Origin of the sequence: Mucilaginibacter sp., from assembly GCF_028287845.1 — a bacterium.
Taxonomy (GTDB): Bacteria; Bacteroidota; Bacteroidia; order Sphingobacteriales; family Sphingobacteriaceae; genus Mucilaginibacter.
Genome location: NZ_JAQBOW010000077.1, coordinates 1 through 22,844 on the forward strand (window position 1 = coordinate 1; position 22,844 = coordinate 22,844).

Below are 22,844 nucleotides of genomic sequence, written 5' to 3' on the forward strand. Positions count from 1 at the left end.
ATGGTGATTGAAAAACCATAAGCCGCAGTCATGGCTTCTGATGTGCGGAAATATAATGACACGGCTATACAGCCAAAACATAATATCCAGTTAATACTTGGTATATATATCTGTCCGCGAATGTTTGATGGATACTTAATGGTAATCTTAGGCCAAAAATTCATACTTACCGCCTCACTTATTAAAGTGAACGAACCGCTTATTAAGGCCTGGCTTGCAATAATAGTTGCCAGTGTGGCCAGGGCTACACAAGGTATCATCAACAAATGCGGATTAGGCACAATTTGATAAAATGGATTGAGCCCGGTAAAATTAAAATTGGCCGGTTGTTTTAAAACCCAGGCTCCCTGCCCTAAATAGTTTAATATCAGTGTGGTTTTAACAAATAACCAGCTCCATTGAATGTTTTTTCGGCCGCAATGACCTAAGTCTGAATATAGCGCCTCGGCACCGGTGGTACATAAAAACACCGCACCCAAAAGCCAGAAACCTTTAGGGTGATCTGTTAATAATTTTACTCCATAATAAGGATTAAGAGCCTTAAAAATACCCGGATCATGCATAATTTGCAATGCTCCTAATACGCCTATCATTAAAAACCACATTAACATAACGGGGCCAAAGGCAGAGCCAACTACCTTTGTGCCAAATTGCTGAAAGAAAAACAATAGCAGCATAATGCCAATAACAATACCTAAAATAAGATGATTTCCGGGTATAAAAGATGCTGCCAGCGCCGGCACATTATTAAGCCCTTCTATAGCCGAGGTTACTGATATCGGCGGAGTTATAATACCATCGGCCAACAATGTACCCGCTCCAATGATAGCCGGGATAGCCAGCCATTTACCATAACGCCTAACCAAAGCATATAAAGAAAATATGCCGCCCTCGCCTTTATTATCGGCTTGTAGGGTGATGAAGATATATTTAAAGGTGGTTTGCAGGGTGAGTGTCCAGAATATACAGGATATGGAACCTAATACTAATGCTTCATTAACTTTTCCGCCTTCTGTTAATAAAGTTTGAAATACATATAAGGGTGATGTGCCAATGTCGCCAAAAATAATACCTAATGTAATTAATACGCCTGCTGCTGATAGTTTTTTTAAATGGGGTGTCATGTTTGTTGAATTTTTGTTTGTTGATTTAGATTTAGTGAAGTATGTTATTAAGTATTATTAATGATAAGCGAGAAGTAGAAACGGCTGCCATCACCCGTTTCACTTTCAACACCGATGGTACCGCCTTGGGCCTCAATAAAATCTTTAGCTATAGCCAGGCCAAGGCCGGTGCCTGTTTTGTCATGGTCTGCACCGGGAACTTTAAAATATCTTTCAAAAATCCGGGATAAATAACGCGCGTCAATTCCCTGCCCAAAATCTTTTACCGAAAACTCAATTGTATTGGCGCCTTGTTTTTTTACAACCAGGTTAATTGCAGATTTTACCGGGCTGTATTTCACCGCGTTTGATAAAAGATTGATGAGCACCCATGTGCTTTTGTCCAAATCGGCCATAACATCGGGTAATGTTTCGGGGCAATTTATGTTAATAGTTACCTGTTTTTGCTCGGCTAAAGATTTAATAGCCTGGACCGCATAGTTAACGATGTTTGTAGGATGCGTGCTACCAAAATTCAGGTTTATTTTACCGGTTTCTACCTGTGCAACATCCAGTAGCTCGCCGGTTATTTGCAATAAACGCTGGGCATCATCCTCAATGTTTTTTAATAACTGTTTTTGCTCATTATTTATAGCTCCCACGCGGTTATCCTCTAATAACTTTAAACTCATTTTAATGGATGACAGTGGCGTTTTAAGCTCATGCGATATAGTAGCTATAAAAGAAGTTTTGGCATCATTAAGTTGTTCAAAATCGGTTATGTTTTTTAAAATAATAACCTTTCCTATAACCTGTTCGTCGTTTACAACCTGTAGTGTTTCTTTTGTGAAATAGCTTTCACGATTATCCGCATATATTTTCATTTTTTGCGAATCGCTTATCAGCATATTACGCAGCAGATCGTTTTCTAAAGCCACATTGGGCGCATATTCACCAGTAAGTTTATCTTCGGACATGCCCATTAAAACACAAGCTACTTTATTTGCGAATATGATAAACAGCTTATCATCAAGCCCGATGATTGCATCATGCATAGAATTAATGATGGTTTCTATCCTTTTCTTTTCAAACAGGATACTGGCCAGATTACTTGTTTCGTAATCATTAAGCTTTGCTGCCATTTGGTTAAAGGCGCTTGCTACATCACCAAACTCATCTTTTGATGTAAACATCAGCCGTTTACCATAGTTTTTATTGGCTATTTCTTTTATACCCTGTATCAGCTCACGCACCGGGTTGGCAATGTAACTTGGAAAATTCACTACAAAGCTAAATGCAATAAGAAAGCAAAGCGACCCTATTAATGAAACAAGCATAATACCGCTATCTGCCATGGCTGAAGTAGTATTATTCTTATGCTCAATGGCGTTCATGTTTAGCTGTAAAATGCCATACATGTTACTTTTCATTTTGCTTTTTAGAAGTGCTGATACTTTAGCATCATTTAATACCAGCTTAAGGTGTTCAAAATTAGAGCGCAACGAATCCGCTAATATTCCTTCACCACGCTCCGTAACATTGTGTTCTTCTTTAGCAATATTGTTTTCAATTACCTGGAGCCCGGCTTTGGTAATGGTTTTATTGCCGGGTTCATCCAACACCTGTCCAATGTTTTTTACATAGATTAGTGTGCGATAGTTATCTTTAAGAATACCTTTCGATGCATTTGAAAGGCGGGTAAGATAATAATCAGCCAGTCCGGAGCTTATCAATGCCATCAGGAAAAGAAAGCCAATACCGGCGCGGAGTTTATTTTTAATGCTCATGATAGTATAATTAAGTCAATGTCGGTCTTCGACATTTTATTTAATAGTTGCGTAAATAAAGCTGTTTTCATTACCAGCTGGTAAAATTTAAAATGAGGCTTGCCAATGCAAATGGTAGTTACCTCGTATTTTTCGGCAGTTTGCCAAATGGTTTTTGCTATCTGGTCGCTTTTTACTTTTATTACCTCACCGCCTAATTGAGTGGCCAGTTTCATATTGTTTATTAAATGGCGCTGTGCGGCTAAATTAATTTTATCGCTGCTTTCGTTAGCGGTTTGTACGTACAACAAATACCATTTGCTATGATAATAAGATGATAGGCGCGCGGTTTTACGTATAATATTCTTAGCCGACAGTTCATTAGTACTAATGCAGGCTAAAAAAACTTCGGCCCGGGGTTTAATGTTTTTGGGGATCTCTGTAAATATTTTACGCTCTACCTGGTGGGCCACTTCACGTAGGGCCAGTTCGCGTAATTGCAAAATCCTGTCGGTCTGGAAAAAGTTATTGAGAGCAAGTGGTATTTTCTTTTGATCATATATCTTGCCTTCTTTCAACCGGTCAATCAGTTCGTCGGCAGTTAAATCTATGTTTACCACCTCATCGGCCAGTTGTAAAACCTTATCAGGTATGCGTTCATTAATAGCTGCTCCGGTTATATTTTGTACCTCTTCATTCAGGCTTTCCAAATGTTGGATATTTACCGCGCTGATAACATTTATACCGGCATTTAAAATATCCAGCACATCCTGCCAGCGTTTTTCGTTTTTACTGCCCTCAATATTGGTATGGGCCAGCTCATCAACAACAACAACTTCGGGCCTTAAATTAAGGATGGCATTTAGATCCATCTCTTCCATATCCTTACCTTTGTAAAACAAGTGGCGGCGGGGGATGATAGATAAGCCTTCCATCAGCGCCTCCGTTTCTTTGCGCTGGTGCGTTTCTATATAGCCTATTTTAGCATCAATGCCATTACGCAGTAAAGATTGTACCTCTTGCAGCATACGATAGGTTTTACCCACGCCGGCACTCATGCCAATGTAGATTTTGAACTTACCCCTGCGCGAGCGTTTTATCAGCTCCAGGAAATGCTCAACAGATTGTTCTTTATTTTCTTCGTTCATTTTTAAAATTCTATAAAACCTGTAAAAGGGAGTGTGAAAACACCCCCTTTTTGCACGAACTTTGGCACTAACTAATTAATCAACAAACAAATTAATTTAACCGGTTCATGGTTTCTTAAATGCAGGTCGTGCTTTATTACGATAGTGTTGCGCAACACCCTGCAACGCTTTATTAGTTTTTCTTTAGTTCATCCAGCGCTATGTTTAATTTTAAAACGTTCACTTTAGCCGGGCCAAAGATACCCCACAAGGGCTTTTCGGTATTATCTGTAATTATATTATTTACCTGGTCTGCGGTAATACCACGTACATGCGCAATACGTGCAATTTGTACCTGTGCTCCGGCGGGCGAAAGGTCCGGATCAAGGCCACTGCCTGATGCGGTAACCAGCTCGGCTGGTATATCTGATCGTTTTATACCAGGGTTGTGCTTCATAAATTCGGTAATACGTTTTTCTACATCCTTTAAATAATCAGGGTTTGTCGGGCCCTTGTTGGAGCCAGCCGAACCGGCCGCGTTATAATCAACTGCTGACGGACGTGAATTAAAGTACTCATCTTTAGTGAATTTCTGGCCGATGTTGGCATAGCCAACCACGCGGCCCTTGTATGTGATGGTTTCACCATCACCTTGCCCCGGGGTAAATTTCCCAATGGCTGATATAGCCAGTGGGTATAGGCCTGCCAGTAATACTAATAGTATAACTGTTATTTTTATGGATGGCAATAAGTAAGTTTTCATGTTCTTTATTATTAATGGTAATTATATTAAAATGCCTACAACCAGGTCAATCAGCTTTATACCAATAAACGGTATAATAACGCCGCCTGCACCATAGATCAATAAGTTACGACGCAATAAGGCGCTTGCACCAATAGGTTTGTATTCAACACCGCGCAGGGCCAGTGGTATAAGCAACGGTATAATAATAGCGTTAAATATCACCGCAGATAATATGGCCGATTGCGGACTATGCAGATCCATAATGTTTAACGCTTTTAAGGCCGGAATAGATACCATGAACAATGCCGGCACAATGGCAAAGTATTTGGCCACATCATTGGCTATAGAGAAGGTAGTAAGTGTTCCCCTTGTCATCAGCAATTGTTTACCTATCTCCACAATCTCTATCAGCTTGGTTGGGTCATTATCCAAATCCACCATGTTGCCGGCTTCTTTGGCGGCTTGCGTGCCACTGTTCATGGCTACACCAACATCGGCCTGTGCAAGGGCGGGGGCATCATTTGTACCGTCGCCCATCATGGCTACCAGTTTGCCTTGTTGTTGTTCGGCTTTAATGTAGTTCATTTTATCCTCTGGCTTGGCCTCGGCAATAAAGTCATCCACACCGGCTTTCTCTGCAATAAATTTAGCGGTTAGCGGGTTATCGCCGGTAACCATCACCGTTTTTACACCCATTTTGCGCAGGCGCTCAAAGCGCTCAAATATGCCGGTTTTGATAATATCCTGTAGCTCAATAACGCCCAGTATCTTTTCATTTTGCGATACCACTAATGGCGTACCACCGTTTGATGCGATAAGTTTAACACGTTCTTCCGTTTCGGCGGGGAATGCGTTGCCAGCCTTAAGCGCTATGTTTTTTATAGAATCAAAGGCGCCTTTACGCACACGCAAGCCATCGGGTGTATCCAAACCGCTTGAGCGGGTTTCGGCAGTGAATTTGATGAATACAGAATCTTTAGGTGCTTTTACAGCAGGCATGTTTTTATCCTGTTCGGCCAATTCAACAATTGATTTTCCTTCGGGGGTTTCGTCAGCCAATGAACTTAAAACGCAGGCTTTAATAAATTCGGCCTCATTAACATTATTTGCAGGGTAAAAGTTAGTTGCTTTACGGTTACCAATAGTGATGGTGCCTGTTTTATCTAACAACAACACATCAAGATCGCCCGCGGTTTCAACAGCTTTACCAGATTTGGTAATTACGTTGGCACGCAGCGCCCTGTCCATCCCCGCGATACCAATGGCTGATAAAAGGCCGCCGATGGTAGTAGGTATCAAACAAACAAATAAGGAGATAAATGCAGCTATGGTGATAGGCGTGTTAGCATAATCGCCAAACGGTTTTAAGGTGATACAAACAATAACAAATATCAGCGTAAAGCCGGCCAGCAATATGGTTAAGGCAATCTCGTTAGGTGTTTTCTGGCGAGACGCACCTTCAACCAACGCTATCATTTTATCCAGGAAGCTTTCGCCGGGCTGGGTGGTAACCATTACTTTTATCCTGTCGGATAAAACTTTGGTACCCCCCGTAACAGATGATTTATCGCCGCCTGATTCGCGGATTACCGGAGCAGACTCACCTGTAATGGCCGATTCATCAATAGTAGCAATACCTTCAATAATCTCGCCATCGGTAGGGATGGTATCACCAGTTTCGCAGATGAACACATCGCCCTTTTTTAACAGGGACGACATGATGGTTTGCTCGTTGCCGTTAACCAGCAAACGTGCGGGAGTTTCTTCGCGGGTTTTGCGCAGACTTTCGGCCTGTGCTTTACCACGTGCCTCGGCAATGGCCTCGGCAAAGTTGGCGAACAATACGGTGAGGAATAAAACTAAAAACACAGTAAAGTTATAGCCAAAGCTGCCCTGGCCGCTGTTTGAAAAAGAGAAGATGGTTACAATAAGCATAACTACAGTGCCTATCTCCACGGTAAACATCACCGGGTTGCGCACCAATATGCGGGGATCTAACTTGATGAAAGATTGCTTGAAAGCATCCCTCACCTGATCACCCTGGAACAATGTATTTTGATTTGTGTTCATTTTCTTTTAATGATTATTTAAGTGAAAAGTGTTCGGCTATCGGGCCCAGGGTTAGCGCCGGGAAGAAGGATAAGGCTGCAACAATTATAATTACTGCCAATATCATTACACCAAAGGTGCCGGTATCGGTTTTTAGAGTACCTGCAGACTCGGGCACGAATTTTTTGTTGGCCAGTATGCCCGCAATAGCTACCGGGCCAATAATTGGTAGGAACCTGCCCAGGAACATAACCACACCTGCGCTTACATTCCAGAAAATGCTGTTATCACCCAAGCCCTCATATCCTGATCCGTTGTTTGCCGAACTGGATGTAAACTGGTAAAGTATTTCTGAAAATCCGTGAAAGCCGGGATTGTTTAACCATGCTGATGGTTTTTCGGCCCAATTCATGGTTGGAAAATGAACCAGTATATAGGATGCGATTGCCGTAGTTACCAAAATTAAAAACGGGTGAAGCAAAGCAATAAGCGAAGCTATCTTCATTTCGCGCGCTTCTATTTTGCGCCCCATAAACTCGGGCGTACGGCCAACCATCAGGCCTGATATAAATACCGCGATGATGATAAAGATGTAAAAGTTTAAATAACCAACCCCCACACCGCCGTAAAAAGCGTTTATCATCATATCAAACATCTGCGCCACGCCCGACATAGGCATCATGCTATCATGCATGGCATTTACAGATCCGTTGGAGGTTACCGTTGTACACACACCCCAAAAGGCAGATGCCGCGGCACCAAAACGAACCTCTTTTCCTTCCATTGCACCGCCGGGCTGACTAACGCCTAAATGCGCCATTGCCGGGCTACCGCCAACTTCGGCATTAATAGAGGTGTATGCCAGTATGAGAAAGCCCGTTGTCATCACCCCGAAAATTACCCAGGCTAATTTCTTTTTATTTAAATAAAAGCCTAAGGCAAATACCAGCGCGATAGGAAGAAGTATTATACTGATGTTCTCGACGATATTGGTCAAATAATTGGGGTTTTCAAGCGGGTGTGCCGAGTTGGCGCCAAACCAGCCACCGCCGTTTGTGCCCACTTGTTTAATAGCGATCATGGCTGCTGCCGGTCCGCGCGAAACGTGTACGGTATCACCCTGCATGCTTATAAAAGTATCTTTGCCTTTGTAGCTGGTTGGGGTGCCATTAAAAGCTAAAATAACAGCAACAACGATACTTATTGGCAGCAATACCCGGGTAATTGATTTTAAAAAGTAATCCCAGAAGTTGCCCAGTTTATCAGTAACCTTATCTTTCATCGCTCTAAACACTACCATCATGGCTGCAAAGCCTGTGGCGGCGCTCACAAAGTGTAAAAAGGTAAACACAAATAGTTGGGTATAATAGGTGGCACCGGTTTCGCCCGAGTAATCCTGCAGGTTGGTGTTAGTGATAAAACTGATGGCCGTATTAAAAGCCAGGTCGGGTGTTTGGTCGGGGTTGCCGTCCGGGTTAAGGGGTAAGTGCGATTGTTTCAGCAAACAGAAAAACGTGTAAAACAACCATAAACAGTTAATGGTTAACAGCGCTTTTAAGTGCTGTTTCCAGTTCATTTCCTTATTGGTATCGATGCCGCTTAGCTTGAAGATCAATCTTTCAAGCGGTGCCATAAAGTTAAGCCAGGTTTTTTCGCCATTAAATACTTTTGCAATGTATTTACCCAGCGGTATGGCCAGGGCTACACTTGCCGCGTACATTAAAATGATACCTGAATATTCCGTATTCATAATGAGTTGATTTTTGTTGATTAAAATTTTTCGGGATTAAGCAGTACGTAAACCATGTAAATAAATACGGCTACTGCCACAAAGAATAGTGCGATCATGGTGATTAAATTTTTTCGAAGTAATTAACCGATTTAAAAAAGAGCCAGAAGAAAATGATGAAGCTCAGTACGTAAATGATTGTCTGTAAAACGTCCATAGTATTGTGATTTGTTGGACTGTATACTAAGCTAGTGCCAATAATGGCAATTGTTTTCAATCAATTGGAAGACAGTAAATTAAAAGTGTTTATAGGGATGGACGCGTTAAATTGGACTATCATTTTGATAGGGTTTTATCAAAATAGGTATTAACTGTCTGATCTCTTGATGTGATTTGTGGATTTAAATCCGCATTTTAAAATTGCGAGTGTTAGAAAGAAGCTGGGGGGTGTGATTTTACTCTCTAGAGTAACGATTGTGCCTATAGCATGAAAAAAACCAAATACAATTACTCCAGCCCGTATTCTTTCAACTTACGATACAAAGTAGCAATCCCTATATTTAATAAGCGGGCCGCTTCGGCGCGATTGCCCTGGGTATGGTTAAGCACACGTTGGATGTGTAGTCTTTCTACCGATGAAAGATCGAATGCCGAGACGGGATTACCAGTTTTAACAGGAGGTGCTTCAAACTCATAAGGTAAAAGGGATGCGTCCAGCTCATTGCCATCGCATAATATTACCGCGCGCTCAATAACATTTTTTAATTCGCGGATGTTGCCCGGCCAGCGATAGGCTTCAAGCCTTTGCAAAAAATCATCAGTAAAACCGGTAATCTGTTTATTAACTTTTAGAGAAAATGTATGTATAAAGCTTTTAGCCAGCGGGCTTATGTCTTTCTTACGCTCGCGTATTGGCGGCAGGGTGATCTGGAAAACGGATAAGCGATAAAAAAGATCAGACCTGAAATTACCTTTCGAGGCTTCATCCTGCAAATCGCGGTTGGTGGCTGCCAGTATGCGCACACTTACCTGTGTAGTTTTGGTATCGCCTATCTTAATAAATTGCTGCGACTCCAGCACGCGTAGTAACTTGGCTTGCAGGTCGTGGTCCAGTTCGCCTATCTCATCTAAAAAAATTGTACCGCCATTGGCTTCTTCAAACAGGCCCTTTTTATCTTTTGTTGCCCCGGTAAATGAGCCGGCTTTATGACCAAACAATTCACTCTCTAATAATTCTTTACTAAAGGCGCTGCAATTTATGGCAACAAATGGCTTTGTACTGCGTGGGCTTGCCTGGTGAATAGCTTCGGCAAATACTTCTTTACCGGTGCCGGTTTCGCCCAAAAGCAAAACAGTAGTATTGGTTGCGGCTACTCTCTGTGCTAATTTAATAGCGGTAGTTATCCCGGTAGAGGTGCCTATAATACGTTCAAAACCAAATTTTAAGTTAAGCTTGCTTTCCAGTTCCAAAACACGGCGCTGTAACACGGCCTTATCCATGGCCTTGCTTACCAGCGGAATAATTTTCTCATTATCATCGCCCTTGGTTATATAATCAAAGGCTCCGTTTTTAATTGCTGTAACGCCATCATTTATGGTTCCGTAGGCAGTAAGCACAATAATTTCAACCGCTGGGTGGGTAGCTTTAATGGTTTTGGTAAGCTCTATGCCGTTAATATCCGGCAGTTTTACATCGCTTATCACTACATCAACCACTTCATTCCCTAAACGGCGCAGGCCCTCTTTGGCGGTCGAGGCTTCCAGTACTTCGTAATCTTCCAGCTGTAAAATGCGGGCAAGCAGTTTTCTTAATCTATCCTCATCATCTATAATTAAAAGCTTACCTTTTGATGCTGTGCTCATGGGGTACAAATCTGAATAATTTAATTGTGATTATAAAGGAACAAAAAAGCCTCAATTAATGGAGATCATTAATTGAGGCTTTTAAAATAGTAGTTAAGCTATAATTAATCCTTTATCTCACGTATTTTGATGTTCTTCCAGCCGCTTGCTCCCGGGTGTTTTTGTAAGGCTATTTTGCCGGCTGCTACCTTAGCAAAACTACCAAACTCCTTATTTTTGAATTTACTTTTTTGAATCATAGCATCCCATTCAGGGCTGCCTATTTGTGTTTCAACTGTTTTTATTCCGTTTAACCAAAAAGTAAGATGGCCCTTGTTTTGTATAATTTTTACCTGGTTCCATTCGCCAACAGGCACCGGTTTTGAAATGGTCGAATCGCCCATCATATCATATAAGCAACCTGCCAGGTGATTTTGTTTTTTGTTATCATCAGCATCCTTATTGTCTAAAACCTGCATTTCCGGACCGGTTAAAAAGGTAGCATTAAATTTAGGATCCTCCTGTATATCGAAAATTATACCGCTGTTTCCGCCTTTTGATATCCTCCATTGTAACTGTAGTTCATAATTCTCATAAGGGGCATTAGTTAATAAATCATTTCCGGCTTTATCGTGGTCCCTGTCATATTGTATCTGACCGTCTTTTACTATCCAGTTTGCGGCTGCAGTATCGCGCAGGTAAGAGTGCCAGCCTTTTAGGTCCTTGCCATCAAACAGCAATTTCCAGCCGTCTTTTTTTTCTTTTTTAGTTAATGTGTTATCAGGCGTTTTGTCCTGTGCCTGTAGTACAGATGACATAGCAATACATGCTACAAAGCTTAATAGAAATATTTTTTTCATAATCAATTCATAAAATGGTTAGGTAAATCTACAATAATTTTTTGCCGCGAGGTGTTTTTTAGCAATAGCCTAAGTAAATTATGAGTTACAATATAATTTTTAAATCCGCCATGGGGCGCTAAAGCTTTGCTTTTGCACGTTGTATTACCAGTATAGTTTGCGCCTTATACCCACAGGCAATTTCCTGTAAGCTTCTTGCCGATACCCCTTTTTTTAACATAGCGTTTTGTAATAATTTCTGTTAGGTTAAAACATTTTACCTTGAAAAATATTAATTAATTCTATGAATAATATGATGAGCCGGGTTCGGTCAATTGATGCTTTTCGTGCGGTTACCATGTTCTTGATGATATTTGTAAATGATATTGACGGAATGCCAAACACCCCCGCATGGATACAGCACGCTAAAATAAATGCGGACGCGCTTGGGCTTGCCGACACAATTTTCCCTGCCTTTTTATTTATTGTGGGTCTTTCTATACCATTCGCTTTTCAAAATCGCGTTAAACGGGGCGATTACCGCATACCCTGGCGCGTAGTTACGCGGTCGTTCGCGCTCATATTTATGGGGTTCTTTTTCTCAAATATTGATAGCTACAATGAAGCCACGGCCCTATTGCCCCGGCCTGTTTGGGAAAGCCTGCTTACATTTAGTTTTTTCTTTATTTTTTTAGATTATAGCAAAGAAACCCCCGTGCTCAAAAGGTATTTATTGCAAGGATTTGGCTTGGTTTTGCTGATGGTACTATCGTTGCTTTATAAAAGTAAAGCGCCGGGTCATGATTGGCTGCACTTTAGCTGGTGGGAAATTTTAGGGCTTATTGGGTGGTCATACCTGGTATGTGCCCTGATTTATTATTACTCTAAGGGTTACTTATGGATACAAGCCGTCGCGTGGATATTTTTTATGTTCTTTAATATCGATTTTCATTTCGGCATGCTTGATTTTTTAAATCCCCTGCGCGAATACGTGTGGTTGTCTGGCAATGGAGCAATGCAATCATTCACCATGGCAGGAGTATTTGTAGCGGTGTTATATATGCGATTGCAAGAAAGAAATGAGGTAAAGTTACTATGGATAGGTATGCTGTTGATGGCTGTTATCCTGTTTAACCTGGGCTTTATTGTGCGTTATTTTAGCGGGGGGATATCCAAAATGCGTGATACACCATCATGGGTATTAATTTGTACCGCTATAAGCCTGGTGGTATATGCCGTATTTATTTTTATTGTTGATTTTAAGCATAAATATAAGTGGTTTAAGATTATAAAGCCGGCCGGTACCAATGCATTTACCTGTTATATAGTACCGGGATTGTTTTATCCTTTATTTGAAATGACCAACCTGGAATTTCCGGGTTATATAAGCCAGGGAACAGGCGGACTAATTAAGTGCTTACTATTTGCATTTGCCATGGTTTGGATAACCGGGTTGTTAGAAAAGGTAAATATTAAGTTGAAGATTTAAGCATGCGATAACTCACCCCGACATCGCTTCGCTTGTCGACCCTCTCTTCCGCAAGCGGGAAAGAGGGTTGGGATAGTTTAATAACCCTCTTTCCGCCAAAGGCGAAGAGAGGGTCGACAAGCGAAGCGCAGACCGGGTGAGTAATAGCCGCCATGATACCTGCTGCATAACCGTCATTTTCCGGGGTCTAAACCATTTAAAAAAAACCTTTTTCTGTATTGGTATTTTTCCTTACATTTGCGGGCTAATTGTTGCTCATTGAAATCGCTAAGAAATTATTCGATTCCTTTTACCGGTTTACCGCTGGGGAAGCATCATTTTGACTTTGACATCAATGATGCATTTTTTGACGAGTTTGAATATTCGTTGGTTAAAAAGGCTGATCTGAAATGTCAGGTGGAAATGGAAAAACAGGAAACTATGCTTATCCTGAATTTTCATATTGCCGGTACAATTAATGCAAGCTGTGATAAATGTTTATCGCAATATCCGCAACCGCTGGATATACACGAACAACAGATAGCAAAGTTTAGCGACGAGGAGATTGATGAAGATGATGAGATCATCACCCTGCATAAAAATGAGCATGAAATAATGCTTGCGGGTTTGATCTATGAATATATAAATGTTGCAGTGCCATTTATATCGGTATGTAACGACGAGGGTAACACCCCGTATTGTGATAATGAGATGCTTGATAAGTTGAATAACCTATCGGCTAATAATGAACAAGATGAGAATCCGGACCCACGGTGGGACGTGCTCAAAAAAATTAAATAAATAACAGGAAGTTATGCCACATCCAAAACGTAAAATATCCAAATCAAGAAGAGATAAGCGTAGAACCCACTACAAAGCCGAAGCTCCTACTTTAACTACTTGCAAAGTTACCGGCGCAGTGCATTTACCGCACAGAGCTTATACTGTTGATGGTAACGTATACTACAACGGTAAATTACTGATAGAAAAAGCGGTAGCCTAACACTAATTTTCTAACATGAAGATTGGCTTAGATATTATGGGCGGTGATTACGCCCCCAAAGCAACTGTTTTAGGGGCAATCGAAGCATATAAGGTTTTATCGGGTCATACATTGGTGCTTATTGGCGATAAAGAAGCCGCCTTATGCATCCTTCATGAAAATAATTTTAGTCCGGATCATTTTGAGTTTGTACATACAACCGAAGTGATAGGCATGGGCGAACACCCTACAAAAGCGGTTGTTCAAAAACCAGACTCAAGTATAAGTGTAGGTTTTAAACTCTTGAAAGAGGGCCATATACAGGCTTTTTCTTCGGCAGGTAATACCGGCGCGATGCTGGTTGGTGCCATGTTTAGTGTTAAAACTATCCCCGGTATATTACGGCCCGCTATTACAACAATTGTACCCAGGTTAAAGGGCGGTATAGGCATTTTGCTTGATGTAGGTGCCAATGCTGATTGCAAACCCGAAGTATTGGTGCAGTTTGGTGTATTAGGCAGCCTGATGGCTAAAAACGTTTATAATATTGATAATCCTCGTGTAGCGCTGATGAATATTGGCGAAGAAGAGGAAAAAGGAAACCTGCTATGCCAGGCAACTTATCCTTTGATGAAAGATACCGGCCTTTTTAACTTTATAGGTAATGCTGAAGGGCGCGACCTGTTTGGCGATATGGCCGATGTTTTTGTATGCGATGGTTTTACAGGTAATATTATATTAAAACTTGCCGAATCTTTTTATGCCATCACCCTTAAAAAGGGGTTTAAGGATGATTTTTTTGACAGGTTTAATTATGAGCAATATGGTGGCAGCCCAATACTTGGCGTTAATGCACCGGTTATTGTTGGCCACGGCATTTCAACGCCCGAGGCTATAAAGAATATGGTTCTTTTGTCTAAAGATATGGTTGAAAGCGAATTGGTTAGTAAAATAACCGAGGCCTTTCAGTAAAAAATATACATTATGAGTAAAATTACCGCAGCTATTACTGCTGTTAATGGTTATGCACCAGATTATATACTCACTAATCATGAGCTATCTCAAATGGTTGATACCAATGATGAGTGGATAACCTCCCGTACCGGTATCAAAGAACGGCGGATACTAAAAGGCGAAGGCCTTGGCACATCTGACCTGGCTGTACCCGCAGTTTTAGGCTTACTAAAAAAACGGGGTATAGGTGCCGATGAAATTGACCTGATAATTTTTTGTACTACTACGCCTGATATGCCTTTCCCGGCTACGGCTAACTTATTTGCTCATAAAATTGGGGCCGTAAATGCATGGGGATTTGATTTGCAGGCAGCGTGCTCAGGATTTTTATTTGGCCTAGCTACCGGCGCACAGTTTATTGAAACCGGTAAACATAAAAAAGTATTGGTAGTAGGTGCCGATAAAATGTCGTCAATAGTTGATTACCAGGACAGAGCAACCTGCATTATTTTTGGCGATGGCTGTGGTGCCGCATTATTAGAGCCTAATACCGAAGGATATGGAGTTATAGATTCTATATTAAAAAGCGATGGTTCGGGTATTCCGTTCTTACACATGAAAGCCGGTGGATCTGTTAAACCCGCAAGCCATGAAACTATTGACGCACGCGAACATTATGCTTACCAGGAAGGTAAGGCGGTATTTAAATTTGCCGTAACCAACATGGCCGATGTTGCTGCTGAAGTAATGGAACGCAATAATCTTACAGCCGATGATATTGCATGGCTGGTACCACATCAGGCCAACAAACGTATTATTGATGCTACTGCTGCCCGCACAGGTGTTAGCGCCGATAAGGTAATTGTAAATATTGAACGTTATGGCAATACCACAAATGCAACAATACCTTTATGTTTGTGGGAGTGGGAAGATAAATTTAAAAAGGGCGATAATTTAATTTTAGCCGCTTTTGGCGGTGGATTTACCTGGGGCTCTCTTTATTTAAAATGGGCGTATTAAATGTGCATATTTGCGATATGTAAATGTGCGGATGCCGAAATAGTTTGGAGTTAAATAAGAGAATAAAATAAAACCATTAGTAATTATACACGTTAAATAAATATTTAAATCATAAAATACTGCATATCTGCACATTTGCACATCTGCATATTATAACTAAATTAGATATAAACACATTATCCAAAAAACCCTATAATCTGCAACAATGGATATTAAACAAATACAAGATCTTATACGCTTTGTTTCCAAATCAGGAGTAAACGAAGTTTCATTAGAACAAAAAGATTTTAAGATCACAATAAAAACTAACCAGGAACCTACCGTTGTTCATGCAACTATACCGGCACCTGCATCGGCTCCTGCCGCTGCTACCGCTGCTCCGGCATTAGCTGCCGCGCCCGCGCCCGCCGCTGTTGCTGATACATCACACTATTTAACCATAAAATCACCAATGATAGGTACTTTCTATCGTTCTGCATCGCCTGATAAACCATTGTTTGTAAACGTTGGCGATGAGGTTGAAAGCGGAACTGTAGTTTGTATTATTGAAGCGATGAAGTTATTCAATGAAATTGAATCAGAAGTTTCAGGTCGTATCGTAAAGATATTGGTTGATAATGCATCACCTGTTGAATATGACCAACCGTTATTTTTAGTAGAACCTATTTAATTTGAAAATTTGGTGATTTGACAATTTGAAGATGCTAAGCATTCTCGAATTTTAAATCATTTTCAAATCAGCACATTTTCAAATCTTCAAATTAAAAAAGATGTTTAAAAAAATATTAATAGCTAATCGTGGTGAAATTGCCTTGCGGATAATCCGTACCTGTAAAGAGATGGGCATTAAAACGGTAGCTGTATATTCTACTGCCGATCGTGACAGTCTTCACGTTCGCTTTGCTGACGAGGCCGTTTGTATCGGTCCGCCGCCAAGTAAAGATTCTTATTTAAATATCCCGAATATCATATCAGCCGCGGAAGTTACTAATGCCGACGCGATCCATCCGGGTTATGGATTTTTGTCTGAAAACGCTAAATTCTCGGCTATTTGTGCAGAGTATGGTATAAAGTTCATAGGCGCAACTTCTGATCAGATCAATGCCATGGGCGATAAGGCATCAGCAAAAGAAACCATGAAAAAAGCAGGGGTGCCTACTATTCCCGGTTCAGAAGGATTGCTTACTGATGTTAAACAAGGTATAGCCATTTCAAAAAAGATTGGTTATCCTGTAATATTAAAAGCTACTGCCGGTGGCGGTGGCCGTGGTATGCGTGTAGTTTGGAAAGACGAAGAGTTTGAAGCTGCCTGGGATTCGGCACGTGCAGAGTCTGGCGCCGCTTTTGGCAACGATGGCATGTATTTGGAAAAATACGTGCAGGATCCGCGCCACATTGAGATACAAATAGTAGGCGACCAATATGGAAAAGTTTGTCACCTGTCAGAACGGGATTGTTCCATACAACGCCGTCACCAAAAATTGGTAGAAGAAGCACCATCGCCTTTTATGACAGAAAAACTGCGTAAAAAAATGGGCGACGCGGCTATAAAAGGTGCCAAAGCTGTAAAATATGAAGGTGCCGGTACCGTAGAATTTTTGGTTGATAAAAACCGCAACTTCTACTTCATGGAAATGAATACCCGTATACAGGTAGAGCACCCAGTTACCGAGGAAGTAATAAATTTCGACCTGATAAAAGAGCAAATAAAAGTAGCAGCAGGTATACCAATATCAGGCAAAAATTACGAGCCATCAATGCACGCCATCGAGTGCCGTATAAATGCCGAAGATCCGTTTAATAATTTTCGTCCGTCACCGGGTAAAATAACTAACTTCCATTCGCCTGGTGGGCATGGGGTACGTATAGATACACATGTTTATTCTGGTTATGTTATTCCGCCTAATTACGATTCGATGATTGCTAAGGTAATTTGCGTGGCACAAACCCGCGATGAAGCCCTAAGTACCATGGAGCGCGCGTTAAGCGAATTTGTAATAGAGGGCGTAAAGACGACTATACCATTCCATTTAAAATTATTAAAGGATCCTAACTTCAGAGCAGGTAATTTTACCACTAAGTTTATGGAAACGTTTGAATATTCTGAATAGCAAACAAACTGTCAACTATATTAAAATGTAATTTAGCATTCGGGCATTTACGCCTGAAAAACTAAAAGATGAGCGACAACAAAATAATAAAGGCAATACAGGATAAAGGCAAAACCATTGAGGCCGAAATGTCTTTTTTTGAGCATTTAGAGGCTTTAAGATGGCACCTTATAAGGGCTGCTATTTCTGTTGTTGTTTTTGCTATTGTTGCCTTCTTCAATTTTGATTTTATCTTCAATACTATTATAATGGGTCCGTTCAGGGGTGATTTCTGGACCTATAGAATGTTGTGCAAGCTTGGTGACGGTATGTGTATTACCAAAATAAATGGTGATATTATTAATACCGAAATGGCCGGGCAATTTATGTTGCAGATCAATCAATCATTATTGATTGGCATGATCCTATCCATCCCCTATATATTATGGGAGCTTTGGCGCTTTATTAAGCCTGCCCTGCTTGAAAAAGAACGAAAAGCTGCCAGTGGGTTTGTTTTTTATGCTTCGCTGCTTTTTGTAGTAGGTATTTTGTTTGGCTATTACATTATCGCACCCGAGTCGATCTCTTTTCTGGCTGCTTACACAATTAGCCCGACTATCCATAACCAATTTATGATCAGCTCCTATGTTTCGATGGTGGCTACCATAACTTTGATATTAGGTATTGTATTTGAGTTGCCGATGATCATTTATATACTGGCATCGCTGGGTATATTGACGGGTACATTTATGAAGAAAACCCGCCGCTATTCGGTTGTTATATTGTTGATAATTGGAGCCATTATATCACCATCGCCAGATTTTTTAACTACCATGATATCAACTATCCCGTTGTTTGCTTTATATGAAGTTGGGATTGTGGTAGCCTCTATGGTTGAAAAACGCCGCGCTGCAAGGCATGATGAGATCATGAACGACTAATATTATGATTGAAGGATTAAAAATTGCCCTAGGCGCGGACCATGCAGGGTTTGAGTATAAAGAGGTGCTGTTAACCATCCTCGGCGAAAACGTAAAAGATTTTGGAACTTTTTCAAAAGACTCTTGCGATTATACAGACTTTGCGCACCCGGTCGCGTTGGCAGTAGAGAGTGGCGAGTTTGATTACGGCATTTTACTTTGCGGCAGTGCAAACGGTGTAGCCATAGCAGCTAATAAGCATCAGGGTATTCGTGCTGCCTTATGTTATAATGAGGCGGTAACCATACCGGCACGTAGCCATACCAATGCTAATGTGTTATGCATCCCCACAAACTTTGTTACTTTAGAACAAGCCAAAAATATAGTCGAAATATTTTTTAATACCCCATTTGAAGGCGGCCGCCATTTAAGGCGCGTTGATAAAATAGCTTGTTCATAAATTACTACCTCATTATTTTACGGTAGATGTATTTATATAAAGGCTAACTTATCCCTACAGCCTTTATACGCTTTACTATTCCATCCCACAATTCAATACGCGATTGTAGTGCTTGTTTTACGGCTTGCGTAGCTTCGGCCCATTTTTGAGGATTGTTGCCGCATAGGCCGGCCGTCATTTGGTAAGCTAATTGCGAATGGTGGTCGCCGTCAACTTCAATATGCCTTTCCAGGTACCAAAGCAAAATGTCAACTTTTCCTGGAAGCTGCTCGCTTATCTTCTGAACCATACTGATAAACATAGCGGGTATCAGATCTTCCCTGCCAAAGGTAAATACAGCTGCCTGTACATGGTCCGGGCTATTATTTATCACATCAAACGTATGCCTTACAAATTTAGCAGCAGCAGCCGGAATATCCGGCGAATTAAGCGCATCCATAATATTAACGCCGTTTTTTAACTGCGCCAATAATTGGTTAACATACAAACAGGTACATCCCGCTTGTTGCATAGCGCGCAGATACAACTCATAATGGCTGGTCCGATTGCCTTGTCCATCCTCATCACTTTCTTCGCCGATAACTATCTCGTTGATCAGGTAGCGTGTATTGGCATTCCCAACCGGGAGCCACGGCGCAGTAACACAAGTTAATTTTTGTTGTAACGATTTTAGAAGCGACATAAAATCCCAAACGGCAAAAGCATGGTGCTCCATAAATAGCTGCAACTCATCAACCGAAGTAATGCGGCTATATAGATCATGGCCTATCAATTGCCGGCGAAGTGGTTCTATCTCACTTTTTAATTGCGCTAAATGCTGTTCCTCGTTCATGCTATCCCTGTGTTTGCTGCAAGTATCGTGATCTGTTTTTTATCAGTATTATTTGAATTGTATTTTGACTTTAGTCTGATACTTAAAAATGAGCATATTGTTTTTTATCCTAAATATTAGCTATAGTATTAAACATTGCTAACTAATCAGTAATTTTCGGGTATAAATTAACTGATGTAATGAAAAAAACAATACTATTACTCTCCTTAGTCGGGTTGATGACCGGCGCGTGCGCGCAGCAAAATCCAATAGCGATGAAGTATGCGCCAATAATTAGTGCCGATCTGGCAAAAAAACATTTAAGCATCATAGCTTCTGATGAATATGAGGGACGCGAAACCGGCAAGCCCGGCGCAGAAAAGGCGGCCCATTATATTGCCGATGAGTTTAAATCATTAGGCTTACAGCCCATTGTAAATGGCTCTTATTTTTTTAATGTGCCAATTATTCAAAACGCATTTAAGGTAAATACCTTCACTTTAAACGGAGCACCGCTAACCAGCGGCAAAGATTTTACAGCCTTTGCAGGCACAGGCACTAAAACCATCAATGCAAAAGAAGTTGTTTTTGTAGGCTACGGCATTGGTGCAGATAACTATGATGACCTTAAAGGAATTGATATAGCCGGCAAAGTGGTAATATACATTAGCAACGGCGAACCTATGAGCGCAGGCACATCCAAAATTAGCGGAACAGATAAACTATCAGACTGGAGCGGCCCGCGCAGCAGGAAGCGCCAGGCGTATATATTAAGCAAAAACCCATCATTAATGCTCGCGGTAAGTACGGCGGGCCCTGGCCCTGGTGCCAGCGGCAGGGGTCCCGGTGCTGGCGGTGCCCGCGAATTACCTATGGCCCTGAAAAAGGAAGGCCCCGCGGCTCCGGTAACAATTACTATTCCGCAAGCTACTGCCGATATGCTGCTTAAAAGCTCTGGTAAAACCGTTGCTGATCTGAAAACAGCTATCGACCAAAGCGGAACACCACAATCACAAACTGTTAAGGCTGACATCGCTATAGATTATGCTACCGAAGAAATTCCGGTTAAAGCGGTTGACGTATTAGGCTTTTTGCCCGGGAGCGATCAAAAACTTAAAGATGAAGTATTAGTAATTTCTGCACATTATGACCATATTGGCTTAGTGCGTACAGACGGTGCAACTGATAAAGTAAATAACGGTGCCGACGACGATGGATCAGGCACTACAGGTATAATGGAAATTGCCCGCGCGTTTACCCAAGCAAAGAAAGATGGCAAAGGCCCGCGCAGAAGCATTCTGTTTTTAGGTAACGTAGGCGAGGAAAAAGGATTGCTGGGTTCTGAATATTATACTGATCATCCGGTTATCCCATTGGAAAGAACGATTACCGATCTGAATATTGATATGATCGGCCGTGTAGGTACTGAGTATATTGGCAAAGCCGATTCTGCAAACTATGTTTACGTTATTGGTTCGGCTATGTTAAGTACCGAGTTGCATAACATAGGCGAGAAAGCTAATAATACCTATACCAAGCTTGACCTGGATTATAAATATGATGACCCTAATGATCCAAATCGTTTTTACTATCGCTCAGATCATTACAACTTTGCTAAGCATGGTGTGCCAATTATTTTCTATTTCAACGGTGTACATGCCGACTATCACCGCCCCGGCGATGAGGTTAGTAAGATCAATTTCCCGCTATTGGCTAAACGCGCCCAACTGGTATTTTATACCGCCTGGGATTTAGTAAACGCGGATAAGCGCCCGGCCGTTGACGGAAAAAAATAAAAACAATTTGAAATTGATCAGGTTGAATGGGTTATTAAGTTAGCGTTACTGCAAAAACTTAATCAACTCATTCAACCATTTACCTAATCAACAAAAATGCCTAATTTAGCAACATGACAAGCATAGCTGAAGAGTTTTTGGTTGACTCTGAAAATAAGGCATTTGATACGGACCACCGCAAAATTATCAATTACAATATTGGTAAATACGATACGGCTGTAGCAAGGGGTTTGTCTAAAATTATCAACCTGGATAACGCCAAACGTAAAGGACACGTTATCAAATGGAAGGTAATGGAAAATTTGGATAAAATATTACCCGAGTTTGAAGCCAACTTTCAAAAACGGGGCGGCAAGGTAATATGGGCCAATGACGCTGCCGAGGCTAACAAAGAAATCCTTAATATTTTACAAAAAGCAAATGCTAAAACCGTTGTAAAATCAAAATCAATGGTTACCGAGGAAATTGAACTAAACGAATTCCTGGAGCATAACCATATTGAATCATTAGAAACGGACCTGGGCGAATACATTGTGCAGTTGTTAGGGCAAAAGCCTTATCATATTGTAACGCCCGCTATGCATCTTTCAAAAGAGGATATTGCCAAATTATTTAATGAGCGCTTTGGCACACCAATAGACGCGACACCCGAACAACTCACCCAAAAAGCACGCGAACTATTGCGTGAAAAATATGTACAAGCCGATGCAGGCATAACCGGCGCCAATTTTTTAATTGCCGATACCGGCAGCATTGCTATTAGCGAGAATGAAGGCAATGCCCGGTTAAGTACCACGTTCCCTAAAATACATATTGCTGTTGTTGGTATTGAAAAGATAATCCCTTCGATGGCCGATCTTGATTTGTTTTGGCCCATGTTGTCAACACATGGCACCGGGCAAAATTTGACGGTATATAACACCATACTAAGCGGTCCGCGGCAAACTAATGAGGCAGATGGGCCGGAAGAAATGTATGTGATATTGCTGGATAATGGGCGCACAAACCTGCTGGCGCAAAAAGACCAGCGCCAGGGATTATATTGCATCCGTTGCGGTGCTTGTTTAAATGCCTGCCCGGTTTATAAAAATATTGGCGGCCATACCTACAATACATCTTATAGCGGGCCAATAGGTTCTATCA

Annotated in this window: 21 protein-coding genes; 11 read left to right on the plus strand and 10 right to left on the minus strand. The window is 41.3% G+C overall.

Translation table 11 applies throughout. The annotated features are described in order from the left end of the window. From JWP71_RS07280 to JWP71_RS07315, 9 genes are all read right to left on the minus strand, one after another. A partial coding sequence (locus JWP71_RS07280) for a KUP/HAK/KT family potassium transporter (protein WP_299498239.1) occupies positions 1 to 1,124 on the minus strand: 1,124 nt, incomplete at its 3' end. Between the two features lie 47 nt (positions 1,125 to 1,171). Beyond that, the gene (locus JWP71_RS07285; protein WP_299498240.1) at positions 1,172 to 2,890 is read right to left on the minus strand and encodes an ATP-binding protein; all 1,719 of its coding nucleotides are present in this window, start codon (positions 2,888 to 2,890) and stop codon (positions 1,172 to 1,174) included. Beyond that, positions 2,887 to 4,017: a sensor protein KdpD gene (locus JWP71_RS07290; protein WP_299498241.1), complete on the minus strand. Its 1,131-nt coding sequence runs from the start codon at positions 4,015 to 4,017 to the stop codon at positions 2,887 to 2,889. Before JWP71_RS07290 ends, JWP71_RS07285 begins: the two co-directional genes overlap by 4 nt. 172 nt (positions 4,018 to 4,189) lie before the next feature. Further along, a complete protein-coding gene (locus JWP71_RS07295) occupies positions 4,190 to 4,759 on the minus strand; it encodes a K(+)-transporting ATPase subunit C (protein WP_299498242.1) in 570 nt (189 codons plus the stop codon). A 21-nt stretch (positions 4,760 to 4,780) separates the two neighbouring features. Then, positions 4,781 to 6,811 (minus strand): potassium-transporting ATPase subunit KdpB, encoded by a 2,031-nt coding sequence (gene kdpB, locus JWP71_RS07300; protein ID WP_299498243.1) that lies wholly within the window; start codon positions 6,809 to 6,811, stop codon positions 4,781 to 4,783. A gap of 13 nt (positions 6,812 to 6,824) precedes the next feature. Then, the gene (gene kdpA / locus JWP71_RS07305; RefSeq protein ID WP_299498244.1) at positions 6,825 to 8,540 is read right to left on the minus strand and encodes a potassium-transporting ATPase subunit KdpA; all 1,716 of its coding nucleotides are present in this window, start codon (positions 8,538 to 8,540) and stop codon (positions 6,825 to 6,827) included. Positions 8,541 to 8,560: 20 nt separating this feature from the next. Continuing rightward, positions 8,561 to 8,638, minus strand: a complete 78-nt coding sequence (kdpF, locus tag JWP71_RS17345) for a K(+)-transporting ATPase subunit F (RefSeq protein WP_366143524.1) — start codon at positions 8,636 to 8,638, stop codon at positions 8,561 to 8,563. Between the two features lie 388 nt (positions 8,639 to 9,026). Then, positions 9,027 to 10,382: a sigma-54 dependent transcriptional regulator gene (locus JWP71_RS07310; protein WP_299498245.1), complete on the minus strand. Its 1,356-nt coding sequence runs from the start codon at positions 10,380 to 10,382 to the stop codon at positions 9,027 to 9,029. A gap of 104 nt (positions 10,383 to 10,486) precedes the next feature. Then, positions 10,487 to 11,221 (minus strand): DUF1080 domain-containing protein, encoded by a 735-nt coding sequence (locus JWP71_RS07315; protein WP_299498246.1) that lies wholly within the window; start codon positions 11,219 to 11,221, stop codon positions 10,487 to 10,489. Between the two features lie 283 nt (positions 11,222 to 11,504). Here JWP71_RS07315 and JWP71_RS07320 point away from each other — a divergent pair, with 283 nt between their 5' ends. From JWP71_RS07320 to rpiB, 9 genes are all read left to right on the plus strand, one after another. Further along, positions 11,505 to 12,689: a DUF5009 domain-containing protein gene (locus JWP71_RS07320; RefSeq protein WP_299498247.1), complete on the plus strand. Its 1,185-nt coding sequence runs from the start codon at positions 11,505 to 11,507 to the stop codon at positions 12,687 to 12,689. 258 nt (positions 12,690 to 12,947) lie between these two features. After that, positions 12,948 to 13,469, plus strand: coding sequence for a DUF177 domain-containing protein (locus JWP71_RS07325; protein WP_299498248.1), 522 nt, complete (start codon positions 12,948 to 12,950; stop codon positions 13,467 to 13,469). 13 nt (positions 13,470 to 13,482) lie between these two features. Beyond that, positions 13,483 to 13,671: a 50S ribosomal protein L32 gene (gene rpmF, locus JWP71_RS07330; protein WP_299498249.1), complete on the plus strand. Its 189-nt coding sequence runs from the start codon at positions 13,483 to 13,485 to the stop codon at positions 13,669 to 13,671. Positions 13,672 to 13,686: 15 nt separating this feature from the next. Then, positions 13,687 to 14,622, plus strand: coding sequence for a phosphate acyltransferase PlsX (gene plsX, locus JWP71_RS07335; RefSeq protein ID WP_299498250.1), 936 nt, complete (start codon positions 13,687 to 13,689; stop codon positions 14,620 to 14,622). A gap of 12 nt (positions 14,623 to 14,634) precedes the next feature. Beyond that, positions 14,635 to 15,624: a beta-ketoacyl-ACP synthase III gene (locus tag JWP71_RS07340; RefSeq protein WP_299498251.1), complete on the plus strand. Its 990-nt coding sequence runs from the start codon at positions 14,635 to 14,637 to the stop codon at positions 15,622 to 15,624. Between the two features lie 205 nt (positions 15,625 to 15,829). Then, a complete protein-coding gene (gene accB, locus JWP71_RS07345) occupies positions 15,830 to 16,294 on the plus strand; it encodes an acetyl-CoA carboxylase biotin carboxyl carrier protein (RefSeq protein ID WP_299498252.1) in 465 nt (154 codons plus the stop codon). A 100-nt stretch (positions 16,295 to 16,394) separates the two neighbouring features. Beyond that, the gene (gene accC, locus JWP71_RS07350; RefSeq protein WP_299498253.1) at positions 16,395 to 17,735 is read left to right on the plus strand and encodes an acetyl-CoA carboxylase biotin carboxylase subunit; all 1,341 of its coding nucleotides are present in this window, start codon (positions 16,395 to 16,397) and stop codon (positions 17,733 to 17,735) included. Positions 17,736 to 17,803: 68 nt separating this feature from the next. After that, positions 17,804 to 18,655, plus strand: coding sequence for a twin-arginine translocase subunit TatC (tatC, locus tag JWP71_RS07355; RefSeq protein WP_299498254.1), 852 nt, complete (start codon positions 17,804 to 17,806; stop codon positions 18,653 to 18,655). Between the two features lie 4 nt (positions 18,656 to 18,659). Continuing rightward, positions 18,660 to 19,094 carry a ribose 5-phosphate isomerase B gene (gene rpiB / locus JWP71_RS07360; RefSeq protein WP_299498255.1) on the plus strand — a complete coding sequence of 145 codons (435 nt, stop codon included), beginning with the start codon at positions 18,660 to 18,662 and terminating at the stop codon, positions 19,092 to 19,094. A 43-nt stretch (positions 19,095 to 19,137) separates the two neighbouring features. On the opposite strand, the gene JWP71_RS07365 is transcribed toward rpiB, so the two are convergent. Continuing rightward, positions 19,138 to 19,926: a DUF3050 domain-containing protein gene (locus JWP71_RS07365; RefSeq protein WP_299498256.1), complete on the minus strand. Its 789-nt coding sequence runs from the start codon at positions 19,924 to 19,926 to the stop codon at positions 19,138 to 19,140. A 179-nt stretch (positions 19,927 to 20,105) separates the two neighbouring features. On the opposite strand from JWP71_RS07365, the gene JWP71_RS07370 reads away from it, so the two are divergent. Together JWP71_RS07370 and JWP71_RS07375 are read left to right on the plus strand one after the other, a co-directional pair. Further along, positions 20,106 to 21,701, plus strand: a complete 1,596-nt coding sequence (locus tag JWP71_RS07370) for a M28 family peptidase (protein WP_299498258.1) — start codon at positions 20,106 to 20,108, stop codon at positions 21,699 to 21,701. Positions 21,702 to 21,814: 113 nt separating this feature from the next. Then, on the plus strand, positions 21,815 to 22,844 hold a 1,030-nt coding region (locus JWP71_RS07375; protein WP_299498260.1), incomplete at its 3' end, for a lactate utilization protein B.